Raw genomic sequence first — 24015 nt, forward strand, 5'->3', positions numbered from 1 at the left:
CGGGCCGCGGTGCGCGGGCGGCCCGAAGGGGGGTGTGTCGGGGGACCGGGCCCGGGGGCCCGGGGCGCGCCGGGGGGCGTGCGTGCGAACGCGGTGACCGCGGGGGTCAGTTGTCGGGGCGGTTGCCCGTGGGGATGGTGATCTTCGTTTCCTCGCCCTTGGTGAGGTAGAAGAGGATGTAGCGGCGGATCGCCTCCTCCAGCGTCCACGCCAGCGCGGGCACCGCCGGGCGGGTGATCAGCCCCTCGCGGAACCGCACCAGGGCGGGCCAGAGCCGGGGGATCAGGTAGTCCCACCGGCGCTCGCGCGGGACCTCGATCCAGTCGGCCGTCTCGTCCTCCACCAGGAACCGGGCGAGCGCGTTGCACAGCGGCCGGCTGATGCTGCCGGGGCTGGTCTGCTCGGCCAGCTGGGAGAGCAGGGTGTCGGCGAGGACGACGCCCTCGTCGGTGGGGCCCATGTTCCGGGCCATGATCTGGTCGGACTGCGCGTAGGCGGCCTCCCAGGTGGCGGGGATGTACTCCTCGGAGATGCCGATCAGGGCCGCGGCGACCTGCCACGCGTGCAGGTAGGCCTCCGCCTCGTCGTCGGAGACCGAGACCTCCCACTCCCGCATCTTGCGCATGGCGAAGGTCGGCAGGGTGTGCCAGGTGACGAGCATGGCCTCCTGGTTGATCGGGACGGTCTCGTCCGACGACTCCCGCCAGCGCTCGGACTGGGGCAGCAGGTGCCGCACCGCCGCGTGCACCAGCCGGGTCTTCACGCACTCGACCACGCAGGTGCCCTCGGGGCGGAAGGCGTCCAGGGAGCCCACCGAGAACCCGAAGATGCTGGTCTTGGCGACCCGGTCCTCCATGTCGGCGCCGCCGGCGGAGTAGTAGACCGAGCGCGCCTCCTTGGGGATGGCGCAGGCCAGCATGCCCCCGCCGGGTCCGTTGCACAGGTTGAGGTAGAGGCCGTGGGTCGTGTTGAACCGGGCCGCGAGTTCGAGCTTGTCCCGGTCGGCCCAGGAGGGCATCCGCCGGGCCTCCTCCATGAAGTCCCGCAGGTCCGCCGGCAGCCCGTCCGGCAGCGGCTGCGCGTTCGTCTCCCAGTTCCACAGGAGGTCGTTGACCCCGGGAACGGCGCCGCGGTCCAGGAGTGAGCTCAGGAGCGGGTCCGCGACCTCGTCCCAGACCTCGAACGGGTCGAGTCCGGCGCCGGAACCGGCCACCGAGCCCCTGGGCGACCACGTCCAGCCGACCATCGCGCGCGCCTGGGCCGGTGCCGCGGCCACCAGTGCGCCGAACGCACCGGCCGCGATCAGGGCCTGGCGCCTGCTGAACTGCCCCATGACTGAATCCCTCTCGAAATAGAGGACAGAGTGATACTGTGATACGTAGTTTGCATCTACGTATCATCAGCGAAACACAAGTGAATAGGGAAAGCCAGACCCGTAGTCCGGGAAATTCGGATCGCATTCGGGTATCCGATACCGGTGCGGACTCTTTCCCGGTCCGGTCCGGGCAGGGCGGCGAAGCGGCGCCCGTGCGCCGCGCGACCGCCGTGACCTCGGGCGGCGGGGGAGGCGGGCGCGGAACCGGTACCCTCTGTTCCCATGGCGCCCACAGAATCGGAATCGCTCCTGGAACGTGCGTACGCCGACGCGGTCGGCCGGGTCGAGGACCACGACGCGACGACGACACGCCTGCTCGACGCCGCCTACGAGCAGTTCTGCCGACTGGGAATCCGGCGTTCCACCATGGAGGACGTGGGCCGCCGGGCGGGCCTGTCCAGGATCACGGTCTACCGCCGGTTCGCCACCAAGGACGTGCTGGTCGAAAGTGTGGTGCGCCGGGAGTTCCGCCGGTATTTCGACCGTTTCCTCGTCGACATCGAACAGGCCGAGACGGTCTCCGAACGCGTGGTGTGCGGTTTCGTGAGCTCGCTGCGGGCCATTCGCGGGAACCCGCTGATCGGCGGCCTCCTGGACGACGAGCCGGACGTGGTGGCGCCGTCGATGATCGGCGACGGCGGGCACACGCTGGCCACCGTGCGCGCCTTCGTCGCCGGACAGCTGCGCCTCGAACAGCAGGCGGGCCACATCTCCGCCGGGGTGGAGGTCGAGCGCGTGGCCGAGCTGATGGTCCGCGTCTCCGCCTCCTTCCTCATCATCCCCAGCCACATCATCGACCTCGACGACGACGCGGAGCTGCGTTCGGTGGCCGAGCGGTTCCTGGTCCCGATGCTGGAACCCCCCGGCCGGTGACCCCTCCCGCGCGCCGCCGGCGCGCGGGAGGGGCACGGCCGGACGGGGGCCGGTCCGGGCCGCCCCCGTCCGGTGCGCGCTCACTCGTAGCGTCCGCCGGCCCGGGCCAGGGCCACGAGCGAGGCGGGCGGCGCGAACCGCTCGCCGTAGGCGGCGGCGAGCCGCTCCGCCCGGGCGACGAACCCCGGAGGCCCCCCGGGATAGCCGTTGACGTACTGGAGCGCGCCGCCGGTCCACGGCGGGAAGCCGATGCCCAGCAGCGACCCGACGTTGGCGTCGGGCACCGACCGCAGCACCCCCTCGTCCAGGCAGCGGACCGTGTCCAGGGCCTCGGCGAACAGCATCCGCTCCTTCATGTCCTCGAAGGGGATCTCCCGGCCGGGGACGGCGAAGTGCTCGTACAGGCCGGGCCAGAGCCGCGTGCGCACGCCGTCCGCGTACTCGTAGAAGCCCGCCCCGGACGCGCGCCCCCCGCGGGAGAACTCGTCGATCATCCGGTCGACCACCGCCTCCGAGCCGTGCGGCGTCCACTCCCCCCCTTCGGCCAGGACCGCGGCCCGGGTCTCCTCCCTGATCTTGCGGGGCAGGGTCAGGGTCAGCTCGTCCATGAGCTGCAAGGGCGGTGTGGGGTAGCCCGCCTGGGCGCCCGCCTGCTCGACGGACGCGGGGGAGAGCCCCTCGCCGAGCATCGCGACCGCCTCGTCGACGAACCTGCCGATGACCCGGCTGGTGAAGAAGCCCCGGCCGTCGTCGACCACGATCGGCGTTTTGCCGATCCGCCGGGCGACGTCGACGGCCCTGGCCAGGGCGCGGTCGCCGGTGCGCTCGCCGGCGACGATCTCCAGGAGCGGCATCTTGTCCACCGGCGAGAAGAAGTGCAGGCCGACGAAGTCCTCCGGCCGGCTCACGCCCCGGGCCAGTGCGGTGATCGGCAGGGTCGAGGTGTTCGAGGCCAGCAGGGCGTCCGGGCCGACCACGGCCTCGGCCTCCTTGAGGACCGCGTCCTTGAGGCCGGGGTCCTCGAAGACCGCCTCGATCACCAGGTCGCAGCCGGCCAGGTCCGCCGCCTCCGCCGTGGGCAGGATGCGCGCCAGCACCGCGTCGGCCTCCTCCCGGGTCGTCCGGCCGCGGTCGACCGCCGCGGCGAGCAGCTTCTCCGAGTACCCCCTGCCGCGTTCGGCGGCGGCGGTGTCGACGTCCTTGAGCACGACCTCCAGCCCGGCGCGGGCGCAGGAGTAGGCGATCCCGGCGCCCATCATGCCCGCGCCCAGCACCGCGACCCTCGCGGGTTCGTAGCGGTCGTACCCGGGCGGGCGGTTGCCCCCGCCCTCGATGTGCTGCATGTCGTAGAAGAACGCCTGCATCATGTTCTTCGAGACCTGGCCGACCATCAGCTCCACCAGGTACGAGGTCTCGATCCGCTGCCCCGTCTCGAAGTCCGCCTGCGCGCTCTCGACCGCGGCGGCGAGGATGTTGCGCGGCGCCGGCGCGTCCACCCCCCTGAGCCGCTTGCGCAGGGCCGAGGGGAGGGCGGGCAGGGACCTGCGCACCGAGGGGTGCGCGGGGGAGCCGCCGGGCATGCGGTAGTCCGCGAGGTCCCAGGGCTGCGCCGCGCCGGGGTTGGCCAGGACCCACTCCACGGCCCGGGCCAGCAGTTCTCCGGGGGTGTCGACCAGCTCGTGCACCAGGCCCTTGGCCAGCGCCTGCGCGGGCCGGTACCGCCGGCCCTGGAGCAGGACGTCCGCCAGCGCCCTCTCCAGTCCCAGCAGCCGGACCGTGCGGCTGACGCCCCCCGCCCCCGGGAGCAGGCCCAGGGTCGCCTCCGGCAGGCCGATGCGGCTGTCCGGGGCGTCCAGGGCGATCCGGCGGTGGCAGGCGAGCGCGATCTCGAACCCCCCGCCCAGCGCCGTGCCGTTGATCGCCGCGGCCACCGGCCTGCCGAGGGTCTCCAGGCGGCGCAGCTGGGACTTCAGGGTCGCGCACAGGTCGCTGAGGTCCGCGGCGTCCTCGGGCCGGGCCCGGCTCATGGAGTCGACGTCGCCCCCGGCGAAGAAGCTCGCCTTGGCGGAGGTGAGGACGACGCCGGTGATGCCCTCGCGCTCGGCCTCCAGCCGCTCGACCGTGGCCTGCATCGAGTCGACGTACGTCCGGTTCATGATGTTGACGGCGCGGTCGGGGTCGTCCATCGTCAGGACGACGACGCCGTCGGCGCCCTGCTCCCAGGTGAACATGTTCGTGTCGGGCATCGCTGCGGTGTTTCCTTTCGTGGTCGGGGAGGGGCTCAGACGCGTTCGACCACCGTGGCGATGCCCATGCCGCCGCCCGCGCACAGGCTGACCACGGCGCGCCGGGCGCCGCGGTGCTCCAGCTCGTCGACGACCGTGCCGACCAGCATCGCCCCGGTCGCGCCGAGCGGGTGGCCCATGGCGATGGCGCCGCCGTTGACGTTGACCTTGTCCCAGGGGAGCCCGAGGTCCTCGACGTACCTGAGCACCACCGCGGCGAAGGCCTCGTTGATCTCGAACAGGTCGATGTCGTCCACCGTCAGCCCGGCCAGGTCCAGCGCCTTGCGGGTGGCCGGGGCGGGGCCGGTGAGCATGATGGTCGGGTCCGCGCCGTCGACCGCGGCGGACACGATCCGCGCGCGGGGCGTCAGTCCCAGTTCGGCGCCCGCCTGCCCGGAGCCGACCAGGACGAGGGCCGCGCCGTCCACGATCCCCGAGGAGTTGCCCGGTGTGTGCACGTGGTCGATGCGCTCCACCCAGTGGTACTTCTGGAGCGCCACGGCGTCGAACCCCGCCAGGTCGCCGATCCCGGCGAAGGCGGGCTCCAGCCCGCCGAGGTCCTCCACCGTCGTTTCGCTCCGCATGTGCTCGTCGTGGGACAGCAGCGGCACCCCGTTGCGGTCCCGGACCGGGACGACCGACTTCTCGAACCGGCCGCCGGACCAGGCCAGGGCCGCCCGCCGCTGGGAGCGCACGGCGTAGGCGTCCACGTCGTCGCGGGAGAAGCCCCCGACGGTCGCGATGAGGTCGGCGGCGATGCCCTGGGGGACGAAGGAGGTGTCGTAGTTGGTCTCGGGGTCGTCGCTCATCGGGCCGCCGTCGCTGCCCATCGGCACCCGCGACATGGACTCCACCCCGCCGGCGACCACCAGCCGATCCCAGCCGGAGCGGACCTTCTGCGCGGCGGTGTTCACCGCCTCCAGGCCGGAGGCGCAGAAGCGGTTGAGCTGGACCCCCGCCACGCGGTCGGGCAGGCCGGAGGCCAGCGCCGCCGTCCTGGCGATGTCCATGCCCTGGTCGCCCACGGGGGAGACCACCCCGAGCACGATGTCGTCGATCCGCCCGGGGTCCAGGCCGGGGTGGCGCCGGAGCAGCTCGCCGATCAGCCCGGTCACCAGGGACAGGGGTTTGACCTGGTGCAGGGAGCCCTTCCGGCCCCGGCCCCGCGGCGTCCTGATCGCCTCGTAGATGTACGCCTCGGTGGTCACGTGCGTGCCGTCCCTTCCGCCGGGGAGCCGCTCCCCGGCCCGTGCGCGGCGCGGCGGTCCACCGCGCCCGGCCCTCCTCATGATCACTCTTGTTGTCCGTTTGTCAATAGTGGTTCGCGGTCGCTGTCCTTGATCGAATCGGGTCCGGTGCGTTGCACGTGCGTCGAAACGGGATCTCGGCCATCACCTATTGACATAGGGACAACAAAGGCACAGTGTGGTGCCACTCACACCGTGTCCTGGCGGCTCACGACGAAGGGAACCCCCCGTGACGATCGCGGAACAGGTGCGGCAGGCCGTTGAGGGACAGACGATCCCCCGGCTGCTGCGCCGCAACGCCCTCCTCTATCCCGACCACCCCGCCCTCACCGACGGCCTCGGCCCGGACGCGCAGACCTGGACCTGGTCGCGGCTGCGCGACGAGGTCGCGGCCCTCACCCGGTCCTTCTCCCTCCTGGGGATCCGGCCGAACGACCGGGTGCTGATCGCGATGTCCAAACGGCCCGAGCACTGGGTCGTCGACCTGGCGGCGATCCACCTCGGCGCCCTGGCCTGCACCGCGTACGAGACCCTGAGCACCGAGCAGATCCGCTACATCGCCCACCACAGCGCGGCCACCATGGTCGTGCTGGAGGGGCCCGAGCAGATGCGGCGCTGGGAGCCGGTCCTGGAGGAGCTGCCGCACCTGCGCGCCGTCGTCGTCCTGGACCCCGCCCTGGTCCGCTCCGGGGACGGGCGGTTCGCCGCGTACGCCGGCCTGCGCGGGGAGACCGTCCCGGAGGCGGGCAGCGCCGAGTTCGAGGAGCTGACCGACGCCGTCACCGCGGACCGGCCGCTCGCCCTCGTGTACACGTCGGGCACCACGGGCGAGCCCAAGGGGGTCGTGCTGACCCACCGCAACGTGATCCACGAGTCCCTCATGCAGGACCACCTCGTCGAGGTGCCCGACCACCCCAGGACGGTGGCCTACCTGCCCCTGGCGCACATCGCCGAACGCGTGCTCGGCGTCTACATGCCGATCTGCAACGCCGGGCACGTCACCATCTGCGCGGACCCGGCGCAGCTCCCGCTGGCCCTGCGCGCGGTCCGGCCGAACGGGTTCTTCGGGGTCCCGCGGGTGTGGGAGAAGCTCGCGGCCGGGCTGAGGATGCGGCTCGACGCGCTCCCCGAGGAGGCCGCCGCCGCGGTGGCCCCGGCCCGCGAGACCGCCACACGGATCCACCGCCTCCGGTCCCGCGGGGAGGAGGTGCCCGCCGACCTGCTCGAACAGGGCGAGTACCTGGACCGGGAGGTCCTGAAGCCGATCCGGGCCGCCGTCGGGCTCGACGAGTGCCACCGCAGCTTCAGCGGCGCGGCGCCGATCCCCGTCCCGGTCCTGGAGTTCCTGGCCGGCATCGGCCTGACCGTCTACGAGGTGTGGGGGCTCAGCGAGACCACCGGCTCCGCGACCGTCAGCACGCCCGGGGCGTTCGAGCCGGGCGCGGTGGGCCGCCCCGGGCCCGGCATCGAGGTCGTCACCGCCGAGGACGGGGAGCTGCTCGTGCGCGGCCCGGTGGTCTTCGCCGGGTACCTGGACGCGGACGGCGCCGTCGTGCCCGCCACGGACGGGGACGGCTGGCTGGCGACCGGCGACATCGGCACGGTGAACGACCGGGGCATCGTCTCCATCACCGACCGCAAGAAGGAGCTGATCATCACCTCCGGGGGCAAGAACATCGCCCCCACCGCGATCGAGTCCCCCCTGCGGTCGCACCCCCTCGTCGCGTACGCGGTCGCGGTCGGCGACGGCCGCCCCTACGTCACCGCGCTGATCGTCCTGGACGAGGAGTCGGCACCCCTGTGGGCGCGCTCGGCGGGGATCGAGGCGGGCGGACCGGAGGAGCTGGCCCGCCACGCCGACGTGCTCAAGGCGCTCGACGAGCTGGTCGAGAACGCGAACGCGGCCCTGTCCCACGCCGAGCAGGTCAAGAAGTACCGGGTCCTGGCCGGGCCGTGGACCGCGGAGTCGGGGGAGCTGACCCCCAAGCTGAGCCTGAAGCGCAGGGTCATCGTGGACCGGTACGCCGACGTCATCGACTCGATGTACTAGGGGTCCGCCGCAGACGGGCGCGGCCGGCCCTCCCGGCCCGGCCGGGGACCCCTCCCGCCGACCGCGCCCCGCCCCGCCCTCCGCCTGCGGGGAGGGCGGGGCCCGCCGGCGGCCGGCGGCGCCTCCGGGCCCGCGGACCGCCCGCCGCCCCCGCGCCGAGGCCGCGCGGGGGCGGCACCGCGCGGCGGGCCCGGGGGGCCGATCCCCGCCCGTGTTCCGTGCCGGGTGCCCGCACGGAGAGGGGACCGGTGCCCGTGCGGGCCCGGTCCCCGGTCGTCCGCCGCGGTCAGGCGGGCGGGGCCGCGTCCCCGCGGACGCCGCCGGCCAGTGCGGGCAGGCGGCGGGAGACCAGGTCCTCGGCCTCGGCGACGATGCGGTCCACGGCCTCGCGCACCGTCGGGATGTCGTCGATGAGCCCCTGGGCCAGGCCGACGCTCCAGATCCCGGCCTCCAGGTCCCCCTCCTCGAACACCTTCCGGCCGCGTGCGCCCGCGACCAGCTCCCGGACGTCGGGGAACGCCCCGCCGCCGTCGAGGATCTCCACCACCTTCCGGCTGACCGTGTTGCTCGCCACCCGCGCGGTGTTGCGCAGCGACCGGAAGATCAGCTCGGTGTCCTTCTCGGTCCCGGCGACGATCCGCTCCTTCACCCGCCGATGCACCGGCGACTCGACCGTGCACAGGAACCTGCTGCCCATGTTGACCCCGTCGGCGCCCAGTGCCAGCGCGGCGGCCAGGCCGCGGCCGTCCGCGAACCCGCCCGAGGCGATCATGGGGATCGACAGCCGCCGGGCCGCCGCCGGGATGAGCACCAGTCCGGGCACGTCGTCCTCGCCCGGGTGGCCCGCGCACTCGAACCCGTCGATGCTCACCGCGTCGGCGCCGACCTCCTCGGCCTTGACCGCGTGGCGCACGCTGGTGCACTTGTGCAGCACCTTGACTCCGGCCCGGTGGAACTCCGGGATGTGCTCGGCCGGGTTGGACCCGGCCGTCTCCACCACCCCGACCCCGCTCTCGATGATCACCCGGCGGTACTCGTCGTAGGGCGGCGGGGTGATGGACGGCAGGATCGTGAGGTTGACGCCGAAGGGCTTGTCGGTCATCTCCCGGCACCGCCGGATCTCGGCGTCCAGCGCCTCCGGGGTCGGCTGGGTCAGCGCGGTCAGGAACCCGAGGGCGCCCGCCTCGGCCACGGCCGCGACCAGCTCGGCGCGGCCCACCCACTGCATGCCGCCCTGGGCGATCGGGTGCTCGACCCCGAAGGTCTCGCAGAACCGGGTCGTCAGCATCTCCGCACCTCAGAGTCCGTAGGTCTTGCCGATGATGTCCCGCTGGATCTCGCTCGTGCCCCCGTACACGGTGGACACCACCGTCGACCGGAGCAGGGACTCCATCCCGTACTCGGTGGCGTAGCCGTAGCCGCCGAGCATCTGCATGCCCTCCAGGGTCACGTGCTTGGCCAGTTCGGTGCACTTGAGCTTGGCCATCGACGCCTCGCGGGCGAAGATCCGGTCGGGTTCGGCGTCGATGGCCGCCGCGACGTCGTCGACCAGGAGCCGGGCGCACTCCAGCTCGGTCGCCATGTCCGCGATGCGGTGCTTGAGCGCCTGGAAGGAGCCGATGGGACGCCCGAACTGCTCGCGCTGGCGGACGTAGGCGAGGGTGTCGTCGAAGGCCCGCCGCGCGGTGCCCAGCATGAGGGCGGCGAGGATCATCCGCTCCAGGTTCAGCCCGGCCATGAGCTGCGCCCACCCCTGGCCCGGGGTGCCGACCACGGCCGAGTCGGGGAGGAAGCAGTCGGTGAAGTAGAGGTCGTTGACCTCCCGGCCGCCCATGGTGTCGATGCCGCTGATCTTCAGGCCGGCGGTGCCGGCGGGCACCAGGAACTGGGTCAGGCCCTCGTGCTTGGAGCCCTCCTGCGAGGTGCGCGCGATGAGCAGGATGTGGTCGGCGATGTGCGCGTTGGAGCACCAGGTCTTCTGGCCGTTCACCACGTACCCGCCCTCGGTGGGCCGGGCGCGGCAGGTCAGGGCCCCCACGTCGGACCCGGCGCCGGGCTCGGACATGGAGATGGCCTCGACCCGGCCTTGGACCACGCCCCCGAGGACCTTGCGCTTCTGCTCCTCGGTGCCGAACTTCTCGTAGGCCGCCGCGGCGATGACCGTCGTCCCGAAACCGCTGATCGGGGCCCGTCCGTAGGCGGTCTCCTCCAGGAAGAGGCACAGCTCCACCATCCCGAGGCCGCTCCCGCCGTACTCCTCCGGAAGGGAGACGCCCAGCCAGCCCAGGTCGGCCATCTTGGCGTAGAGGGCCTGGTTGTGCGGCTCCCGCCCGTGGTCGGTCAGCGCGTCCCGCTGCTCCCCGGTTCCGCACTCGCGCTTGCAGAACCTGGTGATCGCGTCGACCAGGTCCCTCTGTTCGTCGGTCAGGGCTCGCGGCATGTCGTGCCTTCCTCGGTGTGTTCGGGGACACCGGCCATTGTCCGCAAGCTATTGTCCATGTGTCAATAGGGTTATATCCCTGTCCGTGCCGATGGGTGCGCCGAACCTGGAAGGGGTGGCGGGGTCTCATTGGCGTTTGTTCGACAGTAGGGTGGGCAGGGAAGAGCAGGGGCGCGACGGCCGACAGGTCCGATGGGGGGACGACCGGGGGCGGGAGCGGGCCCCGGTGGTACTTTTGCGGCTGTCGCCGGCGTCGTGCCGACGAGGCGGAGGGGGAACGTTCATGCAACCGCCCGTGCAGCGGCGCCGTCTCGAACCCGACCAGAGGCGTTCGGAGATCCTGGCCGTGGCCCGCACACTGTTCGGCGAGCGCACCTACTCGGCCGTGTCCGTGGCGGAGATCGCCCAGGAGGCGGGGGTCGCGCGGGGCCTGGTGAACCACTACTTCGGGGGCAAGCGCCAGCTGTACCTGGAGGTCGTGCGGCGGATGCTGATCGTCCCGGCCTCCGTGGCGGAGAACCTGCCCCGGACCACGATCGAGGAGCGGATCTCGATCTGCGTCGACCGGTGGCTGGACGTGGTGGAGCGGGACAAAGAACTGTGGCTGTCGGCGATCGGCGCGGAGGCGATCGGGCAGGACCGCGACACCGAGCAGATCCTGCTGGAGGCCGACGAGGTGGCCACCGACCACATCCTCCAGGCCGCGATGATGTCGGACGTGGTGGAGGGGCGTACCGAGCTCCGGGCGATGGTCCGCGCCTACGGGAGCATGTTGAAGGCGGCGTCCCGTGAGTGGCTGGTGCGCGGTGCGCTCAGCCGGGCCGACCTGCACGTCATGCTGACCCGGTCGGTTCTGCACCTGCTCCGGGACGTCTTCCCCGCGGTCCGCGCGGACTCCTAGGGCCGTGCGGCGGGTGCCTCCGCGTGGTCCGGCGCCCGCGTCGGAGCGCGGGGGCGGTTTCCGGGCGGTCTCCCGCCGGACGGCGCGTGGGGGCCGGCCCGGGGAGCGACCCCGGATGATCCGCCGACCAGGTGCCGGGTGTACCGGCCAGGGGTCGGTGACACGGGCGCCCGGGGTCCGCCGCCCCCGGCGCGGTCCGGGCATGCGGCGCCGTCCGGGCATGAAAAAAGGCCCTGCGAGCAGGGCCTTCCTCTGTGTCCGAGGGGGGACTTGAACCCCCACAGCCTTAACGGCCACTAGCACCTCAAGCTAGCGCGTCTACCTATTCCGCCACCCGGACCGGTGACGTCCGGCGGTTGTGCCGCCCGACAGGTCAACAATAGCAAAGCCGGGGAGTACCCCGAACCGCTTTTCGGGCCGGGGGTGATCATGGCAGGGTCGGGTGCGACGAGCACAGTGGACACGGCGGAACGGGAGCGTCCGATGACAACGGGATCCGAGGGGTTGAGCACGGCGGAGGTCGAGGTCGTCGACCTGTGCCGGGAGCTCATCGCCTTCGACACCTCCAACTACGGGGACCACTCCGGGCCGGGCGAGCGCAAGGCCGCGGAGTACGTGGCGGGAAAGCTCGACGAGGTCGGTGTCGAGTCGAAGATCTATGAGAAGCACCCCGGCCGCAGCAGCCTCGTGGCGCGCATCGAGGGCGTCGACTCCGGTCGCCCCCCGCTGCTGGTGCACGGCCATCTGGACGTGGTGCCCGCCGCCGCGGAGGACTGGACCCACCACCCCTTCGCCGGCGAGATCGCCGACGGCTGCGTGTGGGGCCGCGGCGCGGTCGACATGAAGAACATGAACGCGATGGTCCTGGCCATGCTGCGCCAGCGGCTGCGCGAGGGCCGCCGGCCGCCGCGCGACATCGTGCTGGCGTTCCTCGCCGACGAGGAGGCGGGCGGCACCTGGGGCGCGCAGTACCTGGTGGACGAGCACCCCGACCTGTTCGCGGACTGCGACGCGGCGATCAGCGAGGTCGGCGGGTTCTCGTTCACGGTCAGGGACGAGCGGCGCCTCTACCTCATCGAGACCGCGGAGAAGGGCATCGCCTGGATGAAGCTGACCGCGCGCGGCACCGCCGGGCACGGTTCGATGGTCAACCGGGACAACGCGGTCACCGAGCTGGCGGCGGCCGTCGCCCGGCTGGGACGGTACGAGTTCCCGGTGCACCTGACCCCCACGGTGCGCACGTTCCTGGAGGAGATCTGCGAGGAGTTCGCGATCCCCTTCGACGAGAACGACCTCGACGCGACGGTGGCCCGGCTGGGCCCGATCGCCAAGATGATCGGCGCGACCCTGCGCAACACCCTCAACCCGACGGTGCTGGGCGGCGGCTACAAGGCGAACGTCATCCCCGGCGAGGCGACCGCCCAGGTGGACGGGCGCTTCCTCCCCGGAACCGAGGCGGACTACTTCGCCAAGATCGACGAGCTGCTCGGCCCCAAGGTGGACCGGGAGTTCATCCACCACCTGCCCGCGGTGGAGACGCCCTTCGAGGACGGCCTGGTGAACGCCATGTCGGCCGCCCTGCTGGCGGAGGACCCGCAGGCGCGCGCCGTCCCCTACTGCCTGTCGGGCGGCACGGACGCCAAGAGCTTCTCCCGGCTGGGCGTGCGCAACTTCGGTTTCGCGCCGCTGAAGCTGCCCCCCGAGCTGGACTTCGCGGGCATGTTCCACGGGGTCGACGAGCGGGTGCCGGTCGACGGGCTGCGCTTCGGGGTCCGGGTGCTCGACCGGTTCATCGAGATGAGCTGACGCCCGGGTGGGACCGGCGCCGGGGGAGCGTGGCGCTGGGATGGGCGGGTCCGTCCTCACCTGCGGTAATTCGTCCCCTGGCCGCGTCGGGAAGTTCTCGACGCGGTCCCCTTTTTCCCGTGCGCGGTCACTGAGTGTGATGCTACGGTGTCTGTGAGTTCAGAGATGGGGTGGCTCGGGCACGTCCGCCGTGCACCCACCGCATCCGACCGGGCGGCGCCGCCGCACGGGACCGTCCAGCAGTGGGAAATGAGGGGGCATCCATGGTGCTCACGGGTCGGGAGTGGTCGGTATCGACCGTCCGCGCCACCCGTGGCGACCGTGCCCTCTGCCGCCTGCTGCTCCTGTCCGGCATCGTGGCCGTCGCGTGGCTGGCCGGGGTGGGTGTCGCCCATGGCGAGACCGGCCCCGGCAGGCTCGTCGACCGGGTCCTGGGCTCCGAGGGCGTCGTGGAGGAGGCCGGCCGCGCGGCCGGCGAGGAGGTCCGGGTCACCGGCGCCGCCGCCAGGGCCGCCACCGGCACCCTGACCGGCACCGTCGTGCCCCAGGCCGCCGCACTCCCCGAGAACGTGCTCGACGAGACCGGCGTCTCCGGTGCCCTGGAGGGCACCTCCGCCGGCCGCGTCGTCGAGGACACCGCCCGCGCCGTCGACGGCACCGCCCACGGGGCGGGCCGGCTGGTCGGCTCCGTCGCCAGCACCGGCCGCGACGTCGTGGGCTCGGCCGACGGCGCCCTGCGCGACAGCGAACTGGTGGGCGGGGTCGCCGACCTCGCCGGCTCCGCCGGCGCGCTGCACGCCCTCGACGGGACCGTCACCTCGACGATGCCCGTGGACCTGCCGCTGGTCGGCGGTCCCGACACCCCCGCGGCCGTGGGACGTCCCGCGGTGGACCGGGCGGTCGGCTCCGCCACCGAGGCGGCCGAGCGCGCCGGGCGCGCAGCGCCCGCGTTCGAGCTGCTGACCCCGGCGGGTGTACCGCTGGACGCGTCCGCGACCGCCGCCGGCGGCACGCCCGACGCGGCCGACACCGACTCCGGGGACCGCATCCGCCTGATCGCGGGCGGCTCCCACGGTCCGAGCGGAGCCGACGCCACCGGTGCGTCCGCCCCGTCGTTCCCCGCGCCCGGCGCCGCCGGGTTCCTCACGCCCCGGGCCGAGCACCTGGCTCCGCGGGCGCAGCGGGTCGCCCTTCCCGGCGACCCCACCCTCGTCGTGCGCGATGCCGCCGACGACCCCTCCTTCGCCCCCGACTAGCCGCGCCTTCACCAGCCGCGGTCGGTCCGGCGTGCCCTGCGCGCCCCTTTCCACCCGCTGACTCTCTGAGGCGCCCCCGCTCGGGTCCCTTTTCCCAGGAGTCGGAACGACCGCGGTCCACGCAGCAATCATGACCTTCTCGCTGACAAGGACACGCGATGCACCACCGGACCCACAGCAGGATCGCGGCGCTCACCGCCGCAGGCCTCCTGGCCCTGGCCCCCGCCGGGACCGCCCAGGCGGACACCTCCACCAGCGGCAACGGATCGATCGCCGGGGGCAACCAGCTCAACGCCGACCTCGACGCCCCGATCAACGTCTGCGGCAACTCCCTGGCCATCCTCGGGATCGCGGGCGCCCAGTGCGCGGACGGCGACGCCGTCACGGACCGTGACCGTGACCCGGGCCGGGACCGGGACAACGGCATCCCCGGCTACGCGCCGGAGCCCTCCGAGAGCCCTTCCGAGAGCCCTTCGGAGGAGCCGTCCGAGGAGCCGTCGGAGGGCCCCTCCGAGGGACCGTCGGAGGAGCCGTCGGAAGGACCCTCCGAGGGCCCCTCGGAAGGACCGTCGGAGGAGCCGTCGGAAGGACCCTCCGAGGGCCCTGAGGACGGCGAGACCCCCGGCGAGAACCCCTCCGACTCCAGCACCGCGGGTGAGCGCCCGTCCGAGCCCGCGGACGCGCGCCTCCCGCTGACCGGCTCCGCTGGGCTGACCGGACTGGCCGTCGCGGCGATCGCGGTCGCGGTCGCCGGGGCGGGCCTGGTCCTGGCGGGCCGCCGGCGCGCCCGCGCCTGACCGTCCGGCTTCCCGGGCCGCGCGAGCGGTCCGGGGGTTGACGCGAGTCCCGCAGCACCGGCCGAGGCCATGTGCGCGGGGTTCACGTCAGCCGCCGCCCCACCAGGGCGGAGCTGACCGACGGGGCGCGCGCCTCCGTCCGCACCCGGCGGACGGGACGGCGACGCAGCCCTCGAGCACCGACCGACACGCACCGCCCAGGTGCGGAGCCGGGAGGACGATCCCCGGCCTTGGCCGAAGGCCCGTACCCCACCCAGGGGTGTGGAACGGCCTGTGGCCCGAGCACACACCTTCTCATCAGCACGTTTTCTGAAAGGAACTTCCCACATGTCTAAGTGGGTCAGGACCTCCGCGAAGTCCGTCCTGCTCGCCGCGGGCTTCGTCGCCCTGGGCAGCGGCGTGGCCTTCGCCGACTCCGACGCCGCCACCAGCGGCAACGGCTCCGTCCTCGGCGGCAACCAGGCGGTCGTCAACGCCGACGTCCCGGTCAACGTCACCGGCAACGCCGTCGGCGCCGTCCTGGGCACCGCCGGGGCGTCCACCACCGACAGCGACTCCACCGTGGTGGACCACCACCACAACGAGGTCGCCACCTCCGGCAACGGCTCGGTCCTGGGCGGCAACCAGCTGGTCGTGGACGGCGACGTCCCCGTGAACGTGACCGGCAACGCCATCGCCGCGGTCGCAGGCATCGCCGGTGCCTCCAGCACCGACTCCGACTCCACCGTGGTGCACGACGGCCACGGCCACCGCGGCCACCACGGCCACCACGGCCACGGCCCCGAGGTCGCGACCTCCGGCAACGGCTCCCTGATCGGCGGCAACCAGCTGGTCGGCGACCTGGACGTTCCCGTGAACGTGTCCGGGAACGCCATCGGCGCCGTCGGCGGCGTCGCGGGCGCGGCGGCCACCGACGCGGACGCCCTCGTGCGGGACGGCCACGGCCACGGGCACGGGCACCGCGACCACCACGACCGCGAGCACTACTCCGCGGCTGGCGAGATCACCCCGATGGACCTGGTCGGCGAGGCCGCGCGCAACGTCAGCCTGCTGCCGGACACCTCCGGCGTGGACGCCGGCGTGCTGCGCCAGTCCGCCCCGGTCCGCGAGCACCAGTCGATCGCGACCTCCGGCAACGGCTCGGTCCTGGGCGGCAACCAGCTGGTCGCCCACCTGGACGTTCCCGTGAACGCGGCCGGCAACGCCGTCGGCGCCGTCGGCGGCGTCGCGGGCGCGGCCTCCACGGACAGCGGCGCCGTCGTCAAGGAGGCGCACGAGGACATCGCGACCTCCGGCAACGGCTCCCTCCTGGGCGGCAACCAGGCCGTCGTGGACGGCGACGTCCCCGTGAACGTGTCCGGCAACGCGATCGCCGCGGTCGCCGGCCTGGCGGGCGCGAGCTCCACCGACGACGGCGCGGCCGTCGTGCACCAGAGCGCCACCGAGCACCAGTCCGGCGCGCTGGACGTGCTGCCCGCGGTCCAGCAGCTCCCCGAGCTGCCGGTCTCCGAGACGCTGCCCGTCGAGTACACCGTCACCGAGACCGCCCAGCAGGCGGTCGCCGAGCACGCCCCGGAGCAGGCCGAGGCGCTGCCCGCGGCCACCGCGCCGGTCGACCCGGTGGGCCAGGTCCTGGGCGCCGTGGGCGTCGGCCTGTAACGACGCGTTCGGGTCGGTGACGAACGGACCCGTTCCCCCGCCGGTGGTGCAGGGCGCCCCGTTCCGTTTGGAACGCGGTGGACTGCGGGGTGCCGAGCACCACGGGCGGGAGGCGGGTCGGGGAGTCCGAAACCCGTAGCGGCACGTGCAGGGTGCCGCGCGCGTCGTGCCGAGGACGAGGGGGACCGCCTCCGCGCGCCCGTTCCGTTGGGAACGCGGTGGACTGCGGGCGGGTGGGGGTGGCCGCCGAGCACTCGGACGACAGTCGAGTCCTCCCGGGAATATCCGGGAGGACTCGCCGCTTTTTGGGGGGTACGGGCATCCGGCCCCCCAGAAGTGTGACTGAAGTCACTCAAAGGGAGTGTTCCGGGTGATCGCCGGAGCCGCAGACCGTTCCGCCGCCCGCAGGCTCGACCCACGTCCTGCGCGGTACGGGCCGGTAGCGGTACGGCGAGCGCTTATTCTGCGGTTGCCGGTGGGTGAGAGCCCGCTCTCCGCGGTGCGGCCCCGTGTACACGGGGCCCTCCGTCCGCCCACCGACGGGGGAACGACCGCAGTTTCGGTTACCGTCGGATTCCACGGGAGCCGAGCGACCGGGACCGACAGATCACGCAGAGGCCAGACGTAGACGTAGGGGAACACGTGCCACCCACCAAGGGCAGCGCCGGCAAGAACGGCTCGCAGGACAACACACGACGGGGTTCGGGGACCGCCCTCGTCATCGTCGAGTCGCCCGCCAAGGCCAAGACCATCGCGGGCTACCTGGGGCGCGGCTACGTCGTGGAGTCCAGCATCGGGCACATCCGCGACATGCCCACCAAGGCCGCGGAGATCCCCGCCAAGTACAAGGGCGAGCCCTGGGCCCGCCTGGGTGTCAACGTCGACGGCGACTTCGAGCCCCTCTACGTCGTCAACGCCGACAAGAAGTCGCACGTCCGCAAGCTCAAGGAGCTCATGGCGGACGCCGACGAACTCCTGCTCGCCACCGATGAGGACCGCGAGGGCGAGGCCATCGCCTGGCACCTGCTGGAGGAGCTCAAGCCCAAGATCCCGGTGCGCCGCATGGTGTTCAACGAGATCACCAAGGAGGCCATCCAGCACGCCGCCGACAACACGCGCGACCTCAACACCCGCCTGGTGACCGCCCAGGAGACACGGCGCATCCTCGACCGCCTCTACGGCTACGAGGTCTCCCCGGTGCTGTGGAAGAAGGTCATGCCCAAGCTCTCCGCGGGCCGGGTGCAGTCCGTGGCCACCCGCCTGGTGGTCGAGCGCGAGCGGGAGCGGATGGCGTTCACCCCCGCCGAGTACTGGGACCTCAAGGCGCTCTTCGACGCCACCGGCGCGAACCTCCCCGCGGGCGAACCGGCCGACTTCCCGGCCACCCTGGTCTCGGTGGACGGCACCCGTATCGCCGTGGGCCGCGACTTCACCCCCCAGGGCACCGTGCGCCCGGACCGCACCGTCCGCCAGCTCGACGAGGCCGCCGCGCGCGGCCTGGCCGAGCGGCTGTCCGGCGCGGCCTTCGCCGTGTCCTCGGTGGAGCGCAAGCCCTACCGGCGCTCGCCGTACGCGCCGTTCCGCACCACCACCCTCCAGCAGGAGGCGTCCCGCAAGCTGGGGCTGTCGGCCAAGCAGACCATGCAGGTCGCGCAGCGGCTCTACGAGAACGGCTACATCACCTACATGCGCACCGACAGCACCACGCTGTCGGACAGCGCGGTGCGCGCCGCCCGCTCCCAGGCGCAGCGCCTGTACGGCGCCGACCACCTGCCCGACCGCCCCCGCGTCTACGCCAAGAAGGTCAAGAACGCCCAGGAGGCGCACGAGGCCATCCGCCCGGCCGGCGACGAGTTCCGCACCCCCGCCCAGACCGGGCTGAGCGGCCCCGAGTTCCGCCTCTACGAGCTGATCTGGAAGCGCACCGTCGCCTCCCAGATGAAGGACGCCGTCGGCGAGTCCGTCACGGTCAAGGTGCAGGGCACCTCCTCGTCCGGCGAGGTCGCCGAGTTCAACGCCACCGGCAAGATCATCACCTTCCACGGCTTCCTCAAGGCCTACGTGGAGGGCTCGGACGACCCGGCCGCCGACCTCGACGACCGCGAGCGTCGGCTGCCGCCGGTGTCCGAGGGCGACCCGCTCGCCGCCCGGGACCTGACCGCCGAGGGGCACAGCACCCGCCCGCCCGCCCGCTACACCGAGGCCACCCTGGTCAAGGAGCTGGAGGAGCGGGAGATCGGCCGCCCCTCCACCTACGCCTCGATCATCGGCACCATCCTCGACCGCGGCTACGTGTTCAAGAAGGGCACCGCCCTGGTGCCGTCGTTCCTGGCGTTCGCCGTGGTGCAGCTGCTGGAGCGGCACTTCGGCAACCTGGTCGACTACGAGTTCACCGCCCGCCTGGAGGGCGTGCTCGACTCCATCGCCCGTGGCGAGGCCGAGAGCCTGCCGTGGCTGCGCCGGTTCTACTTCGGCGGCGCCACCTCCGAGGGCGAGGAGGAGACCGGCCTGAAGGAGCTGGTCGGGGACCGCCTCGGCGACATCGACCCCAAGGAGATCAGCTCCCTGACGGTGCCGGGCACCGAGGACGTCGTGCTCCGGGTCGGCCGCTACGGTCCCTACCTGGACCGCGGCGGCGTGCGCGTCAACGTGCCGGAGGACCTGGCGCCCGACGAGCTGACCCCGGACAAGGCCGAGGAGCTGTTCGCCCAGCCCAGCGGCGACCGCGAACTGGGCACCGACCCCGAGACCGGGCACCTCGTCGTGGCCAAGTCCGGGCGCTTCGGCCCCTACGTCACCGAGGTCGTCGAGGAGCCCGAGGACACCGGGGGCAGGAAGGCCAAGGCCCCCAAGCCGCGCACGTCCTCGCTGCTCAAGTCGATGAGCCTGGACACCGTCACCCTCGACGACGCCCTCCGGCTCCTGTCGCTGCCGCGCGTGGTCGGCGTGATCGGCGACGAGGAGGTCACCGCCCAGAACGGCCGGTACGGCCCCTACATCAAGAAGGGCACCGACAGCCGCTCCCTGGCCGGGGAGGAGCAGATGTTCACGGTCACCCTGAAGGAGGCCGAGGAGCTGTTCGCCCAGCCCAAGCAGCGCGGTCGCCGCACCGTCGCACCGCCGCTGCGCGAGCTGGGCAAGGACCCCGTGTCGGGCGTCGCCATGCTCATCAAGGACGGCCGGTTCGGCCCCTACGTGACCGACGGCGAGGTCAACGCCTCCCTGCGCAAGGGCGACGAGGTGGAGTCCATCACCGACGAGCGGGCCGCCGAGCTGCTGGCCGAGCGCCGCGCCAAGGCGCCCGCCAAGAAGACCGCGGCCAAGAAGGCCCCGGCCAAGAAGACGGCCGCCAAGAAGCCCGCGGCGGCGAAGAAGACCACCGCCGCCAAGAAGGCCCCGGCCAAGAAGACGGGCACGCCCCGCAGCACGGCCAGGGCCGCCGACGAGGCCTGAGCCGCGCCGCGGGCGACCCCCGCGGCGCGCACCCGGCCGCCCCGGACCGGCCGCCGCCGGCCCGGGGCGGCCGTCTTCGTGTGACACGGGGTGTCCGGGTCGGTACGATCTCCACGTCCGCTGCGGGGTCCGCCGTACCCCTGTCGGGACATGATCTTCCGTACTACGCTGGGTGTGGCCGACGGGGACGCTGAAACGCATGTTCCTCCCCGAGTGATCCACCGAATCCCCGGCGGACGACGGCCCACTCCTCCCTCCCCCTCACTGAATAACCTTGAGCGCTATGAGCAGACCTGCATCTCCGGGAGCGCCGTCCGAGGCGCACAACGTCCTCGCGATCACTCCCTTCCGAAGGCTGTGGATCTCGCTCGTGCTGTCCGGACTGGGTGATTGGCTGAGCCTGCTGGCTCTCGTCTCCCTGGCCGCGATCTTCACGTTCGACGCCCCGGCCCTGGTCCGGTACCTGGCCATCGCCGGTGTCCTGGCCGTCAAACTCGCCCCTGCCGTCCTGTTCAGCCCCCTGGTCGGGGCGCTCGTGGACCGTCTGGACCGCCGCTGGACCATGGTCGGGGGCGACGTCCTGCGGGGCCTGCTCTACGTCTCGGTCCCCGTGGTGGGCCTGCTCGCCCCCGGGTTCGCCCTGCCGTGGCTGTTCATCGCCGCGCTCCTCGCGGAGATCGTCGAGCTGCTGTGGACCGGCGCCCGGGACTCCGCGATCCCCAACCTGGTGCCCCGCAAGCTGCTGGGCCAGGCCGACCGGCTGGTGCTGTTCACCTCCTACGGCACCGCCCCGGCCGCCGCCCTGCTGTTCGCGGCACTGGCCTCGGTCAGCAATGTGCTCGGCGCCCTCGTCCCCTCGCTGGCCTCGCCCGAGGCGGACATCGCGCTCTACCTCAACGGCCTGCTCTTCCTCGCCGCCGCCGCGCTGGTCGCCGGACTCCAGATCCCCGGGCACCGGCCCGCCAAGGACACCCAGAGCCCCACCCGCGACGCGCGCATCCTGCCGTCCGCGGTCAGGGGCCTGCGCGGTGCCGGGGACCCGGTCCTGCTGCGCGGGCTGTCCCTGGGCCTGGTCACCACGGTCGTCGCGGTGGGCGCCGTCATCGGCGTCGGCCGCCTGCACGCCGAGGGCCTGGAGGCGGGCAACGCCGGGTTCGGCATGCTGTTCGCCGCCGTCCTGGGCGGCATGGGCCTGGGCGCCGTCTCCGGCCCCCGCATCCTCAAACTGCTCGGCCGCCGCCGCCTGTTCGGTCTCACCGCGGTCGGCGCCGCGGTCCTGCTGCTGTTCACCGGGGCCGTCGGCGACATGGTCCTGGCCGCCGTGCTGGCCCTGGCCCTGGGTGTGGCCGCGGGCATGGCCTGGGCGACCGCGCTGGGCGTGGTCACCCGGGAGGTCGAGGAGGAGCACCGCACCGCGGTGCACGCCCACCTCAACGGCGCGGCCCGGCTGGCCCTGGTGGCCACGGCTGTGCTCGCCCCGGTCGCCGCCGGCCTCGTCGGCGACCACGCGCTGCCCCTCGGCCCGCTCACCTACGACCTGCGCGGCAGCACCGTCGTGCTGACGGTGGTCGCCCTGCTCGGCGTGGTCGCCGCGGCGGTCGCCCACCGCCAGGTCAACCGGGACGACCCCGAGGCCGGACCGGGCCTGCTCCCGGAGCTGTTCGCCGCGCTGCGCGGGGTCGAGATCACCGAGCCCGTCGCCGAGGACGACCGCCCCTCCGGCGCGTTCATCGTCGTCGAGGGCGGCGAGGGCGCGGGCAAGTCCACCCAGGTCCGCGAGCTCACCGTGTGGCTGCGCGACCAGGGCTTCGAGGTGGTCAGCACCCGCCAGCCCGGCGCCACCAAGCTCGGCATGCGGCTGCGCGCCCTGCTGCTGGACCGGGAGAACTCCCACATCACCCCGCGCGCCGAGGTGCTGCTGTACGCCGCGGACAAGGCCGACCACGTCCAGCAGGAGATCCTGCCCGCGCTGCGCCGCGGCGCCGTGGTCATCAGCGACCGCTACACCGACTCGCTGCTCGCCTACCAGGGCGCCGGCCGCGACCTGGCGGCGTCCGACATCGGCGACATCAGCGCGTGGGCGGTCCAGGGCCTGGTCCCCGACCTGACGGTGCTGCTGGACGTGCGCCCCGAGGAGGGCCTGTCCCGCCTGGGCGGCCCGGCCGACCGGATCGAGTCGGAGTCCGTGGAGTTCCACGAGAGGGTCCGCCGGGGCTTCCTCGACCTGGCCCGCAAGGACCCGGACCGCTACCTGGTCCTGGACTCCCGGGAGCCGCGCGAGAAGACCACCCGCGAGATCCAGAAGCGGGTGCGGGCCCTGCTGCCCGACCCGGTGCCGAGCGGCTCCGAGGCCGTCACCGGGATGATCCCGGTCATCAGGAACGACTGACCCGCCCACGGCGGGACGGGCCCGGGGGCGCACGCCCCCGGGCCCCGCGCGTTCCCGCCCCGGCCCCGCGGCGCCGGACCGCGGGGCCCCGGTCGTTCCGCGGCCGGGGACCGGACCTGTGGACAGCGGCCCGACCGTCGCCGCCTCCTCCTATCCTGGAGCCCTGGCACGTCTTTCTCGGTGGGGGTGGAGTGTGACGGTCTTCGACGACCTGGTCGGCCAGCGGACCGCGGTGGACCACCTGCGGCGCGCGGTGGCCGGGGCGGCCGACCTCGTCGCCGGGGGCGCGGGCGCGGGCATGACCCACGCCTGGCTGTTCACCGGCCCGCCCGGCTCGGGGCGCTCCGAGGCCGCCCGCGCCTTCGCCGCCGCCCTCCAGTGCCGCGACGGCGGCTGCGGCCACTGCGACTCCTGCCACCAGGTCATGGCCGGGACCCACCCGGACATGCTGTACGTGCGGCCCAGCGGGCTGAGCTTCGGCGTGGCGGCCACCCGCGAGCTGGTGCTGCGCGCCGGGTCCAAGCCCTCCGGCGGCCGGTTCCGGATCGTGCTGTTCGAGGACGCCGAGCGCGCCACCGAGGCGGCGTCCAACGCCCTGCTCAAGGCGGTGGAGGAGCCCTCGCCGCGCACCGTGTGGCTGCTGTGCACGCCCACCCCCGACGACCTGCTCGTCACCATCCGCTCCCGCTGCCGCCTGGTCACCCTCGCCACGCCCGCCACCGCCGAGATCGTCGCCGCGCTCACCCGCTCCGGGGAGGTCGACGAGCACACGGCGCGGGCCGCCGCCGTCGCCTCCGCCGGCCGGGTGGACCGGGCCCGGCAGCTGGCCACCGACCCCGAGGCGCGCCGCCGCCGGGAGGAGGTGCTGTCCATCCCGGCGCGGCTCGACGGCATCGGGGCCTGCGTCACCTCCGCCGCCCGCCTCTACGACATCGCCGAGCAGGAGTCCAAGGCGATCACCGCCGCCCTGGACGACAAGGAGAAGGACGAGCTGCGGGCCGCCTTCGGCGAGGGCTCCACCGGCAAGGGCGTGGCCAAGGCCATGCGCGGCTCGGCCGGCGCCATGAAGGACCTGGAGGAGCGGCAGAAGCGCCGGGCCACCCGGATCAAGCGCGACTCCTACGACCGCGCCCTGCTGGACCTGGCCGCCTTCTACCGCGACGTGCTCACCCTCCAGCTCGGGGCGTCCGTCGAGCGCTCCACCGGGGAGCGCTCCGGCGACCTGGAGCGGATCGCCCGCACCAGCTCTCCCGAGACCAGCCTGCGGCGCATCGACGCCATCATGGAGTGCCGCGAGCGCATCGCCGCCAACGTGCACCCGCAGATCGCCATGGAGGCGATGACCTCCGCCCTCCTGCTCGGCTGAGGTGACCCGGCGGGGACGGGGCGCCGCGGTGCGCCGCCGCCGCGCTGGATACGGTCGTCGCAGGACACCACCTCCCCGTCGCAACCGGACCGGCGGCACGGCCGTCACAGGCAAGGGT

The 24015-nt window shown here is 73.3% G+C and carries 15 protein-coding genes and 1 tRNA gene; 10 read left to right on the plus strand and 6 right to left on the minus strand.

Features of this window, described 5'->3' with window-relative positions; genetic code table 11:
* Positions 1-106: 106 nt before the first annotated feature.
* The gene (locus BUE45_RS19795; RefSeq protein ID WP_073380846.1) at positions 107-1333 is read right to left on the minus strand and encodes an oxygenase MpaB family protein; all 1227 of its coding nucleotides are present in this window, start codon (positions 1331-1333) and stop codon (positions 107-109) included.
* A gap of 264 nt (positions 1334-1597) precedes the next feature.
* On the opposite strand from BUE45_RS19795, the gene BUE45_RS19800 reads away from it, so the two are divergent.
* Complete coding sequence (locus BUE45_RS19800; protein ID WP_073380847.1) at positions 1598-2248, plus strand: TetR/AcrR family transcriptional regulator; 651 nt, start codon at positions 1598-1600, stop codon at positions 2246-2248.
* A gap of 80 nt (positions 2249-2328) precedes the next feature.
* Here the strand turns inward: BUE45_RS19800 and BUE45_RS19805 are convergent, their stop codons facing one another.
* Complete coding sequence (locus BUE45_RS19805; protein ID WP_073380848.1) at positions 2329-4494, minus strand: 3-hydroxyacyl-CoA dehydrogenase NAD-binding domain-containing protein; 2166 nt, start codon at positions 4492-4494, stop codon at positions 2329-2331.
* Between the two features lie 35 nt (positions 4495-4529).
* On the minus strand, positions 4530-5741 hold the full coding sequence (locus BUE45_RS19810) for an acetyl-CoA C-acetyltransferase (protein WP_073380849.1): 1212 nt from the start codon (positions 5739-5741) through the stop codon (positions 4530-4532).
* Between the two features lie 268 nt (positions 5742-6009).
* Here BUE45_RS19810 and BUE45_RS19815 point away from each other — a divergent pair, with 268 nt between their 5' ends.
* Positions 6010-7830, plus strand: coding sequence for an AMP-dependent synthetase/ligase (locus BUE45_RS19815; protein ID WP_073380850.1), 1821 nt, complete (start codon positions 6010-6012; stop codon positions 7828-7830).
* Between the two features lie 286 nt (positions 7831-8116).
* On the opposite strand, the gene BUE45_RS19820 is transcribed toward BUE45_RS19815, so the two are convergent.
* A complete protein-coding gene (locus BUE45_RS19820; RefSeq protein ID WP_073380851.1) occupies positions 8117-9118 on the minus strand; it encodes an NAD(P)H-dependent flavin oxidoreductase in 1002 nt (333 codons plus the stop codon).
* 9 nt (positions 9119-9127) lie between these two features.
* Entirely contained in the window at positions 9128-10270 is a 1143-nt protein-coding gene (locus BUE45_RS19825) for an acyl-CoA dehydrogenase family protein (RefSeq protein ID WP_073380852.1), read from the minus strand.
* 283 nt (positions 10271-10553) lie between these two features.
* On the opposite strand from BUE45_RS19825, the gene BUE45_RS19830 reads away from it, so the two are divergent.
* A complete protein-coding gene (locus BUE45_RS19830; protein WP_073380853.1) occupies positions 10554-11171 on the plus strand; it encodes a TetR/AcrR family transcriptional regulator in 618 nt (205 codons plus the stop codon).
* Positions 11172-11426: 255 nt separating this feature from the next.
* Here the strand turns inward: BUE45_RS19830 and BUE45_RS19835 are convergent.
* Positions 11427-11511 (minus strand) — tRNA-Leu (locus BUE45_RS19835).
* A gap of 143 nt (positions 11512-11654) precedes the next feature.
* Between BUE45_RS19835 and BUE45_RS19840 the strand changes: the two genes are divergently transcribed.
* The 7 genes from BUE45_RS19840 (at position 11655) to BUE45_RS19870 (ending at position 23897) form a co-directional block, all read left to right on the plus strand.
* A complete protein-coding gene (locus BUE45_RS19840; RefSeq protein WP_073380854.1) occupies positions 11655-12977 on the plus strand; it encodes a M20/M25/M40 family metallo-hydrolase in 1323 nt (440 codons plus the stop codon).
* 263 nt (positions 12978-13240) lie between these two features.
* Positions 13241-14233, plus strand: a complete 993-nt coding sequence (locus tag BUE45_RS19845; RefSeq protein WP_073380855.1) for a hypothetical protein — start codon at positions 13241-13243, stop codon at positions 14231-14233.
* Positions 14234-14391: 158 nt separating this feature from the next.
* Positions 14392-15030, plus strand: coding sequence for a chaplin family protein (locus BUE45_RS19850; RefSeq protein ID WP_073380856.1), 639 nt, complete (start codon positions 14392-14394; stop codon positions 15028-15030).
* 327 nt (positions 15031-15357) lie between these two features.
* Positions 15358-16689 (plus strand): hypothetical protein, encoded by a 1332-nt coding sequence (locus BUE45_RS19855; RefSeq protein WP_073380857.1) that lies wholly within the window; start codon positions 15358-15360, stop codon positions 16687-16689.
* Between the two features lie 642 nt (positions 16690-17331).
* Positions 17332-20142 carry a type I DNA topoisomerase gene (topA, locus tag BUE45_RS19860; RefSeq protein ID WP_073380858.1) on the plus strand — a complete coding sequence of 937 codons (2811 nt, stop codon included), beginning with the start codon at positions 17332-17334 and terminating at the stop codon, positions 20140-20142.
* A 283-nt stretch (positions 20143-20425) separates the two neighbouring features.
* A complete protein-coding gene (gene tmk, locus BUE45_RS19865; protein WP_073380859.1) occupies positions 20426-22531 on the plus strand; it encodes a dTMP kinase in 2106 nt (701 codons plus the stop codon).
* A gap of 193 nt (positions 22532-22724) precedes the next feature.
* Complete coding sequence (locus tag BUE45_RS19870) at positions 22725-23897, plus strand: DNA polymerase III subunit delta' (RefSeq protein ID WP_073380860.1); 1173 nt, start codon at positions 22725-22727, stop codon at positions 23895-23897.
* Positions 23898-24015 lie beyond the last annotated feature (118 nt).

Source organism: Nocardiopsis flavescens (genome assembly GCF_900141985.1).
Taxonomy (GTDB): Bacteria; Actinomycetota; Actinomycetes; order Streptosporangiales; family Streptosporangiaceae; genus Nocardiopsis; species Nocardiopsis flavescens.

Bases quoted from the DNA above. Each gene is read 5' to 3' on its own strand.
- BUE45_RS19845 (WP_073380855.1), top strand. From the start codon at position 13,241: ATGGTGCTCACGGGTCGGGAGTGGTCGGTATCGACCGTCCGCGCCACC.
- BUE45_RS19805 (WP_073380848.1), bottom strand. From the start codon at position 4,494: ATGCCCGACACGAACATGTTCACCTGGGAGCAGGGCGCCGACGGCGTC.
- BUE45_RS19840 (WP_073380854.1), top strand. From the start codon at position 11,655: ATGACAACGGGATCCGAGGGGTTGAGCACGGCGGAGGTCGAGGTCGTC.
- BUE45_RS19800 (WP_073380847.1), top strand. From the start codon at position 1,598: ATGGCGCCCACAGAATCGGAATCGCTCCTGGAACGTGCGTACGCCGAC.
- BUE45_RS19850 (WP_073380856.1), top strand. From the start codon at position 14,392: ATGCACCACCGGACCCACAGCAGGATCGCGGCGCTCACCGCCGCAGGC.
- BUE45_RS19825 (WP_073380852.1), bottom strand. From the start codon at position 10,270: ATGCCGCGAGCCCTGACCGACGAACAGAGGGACCTGGTCGACGCGATC.
- BUE45_RS19830 (WP_073380853.1), top strand. From the start codon at position 10,554: ATGCAACCGCCCGTGCAGCGGCGCCGTCTCGAACCCGACCAGAGGCGT.
- BUE45_RS19820 (WP_073380851.1), bottom strand. From the start codon at position 9,118: ATGCTGACGACCCGGTTCTGCGAGACCTTCGGGGTCGAGCACCCGATC.
- tmk (WP_073380859.1), top strand. From the start codon at position 20,426: ATGAGCAGACCTGCATCTCCGGGAGCGCCGTCCGAGGCGCACAACGTC.
- BUE45_RS19855 (WP_073380857.1), top strand. From the start codon at position 15,358: ATGTCTAAGTGGGTCAGGACCTCCGCGAAGTCCGTCCTGCTCGCCGCG.
- BUE45_RS19795 (WP_073380846.1), bottom strand. From the start codon at position 1,333: ATGGGGCAGTTCAGCAGGCGCCAGGCCCTGATCGCGGCCGGTGCGTTC.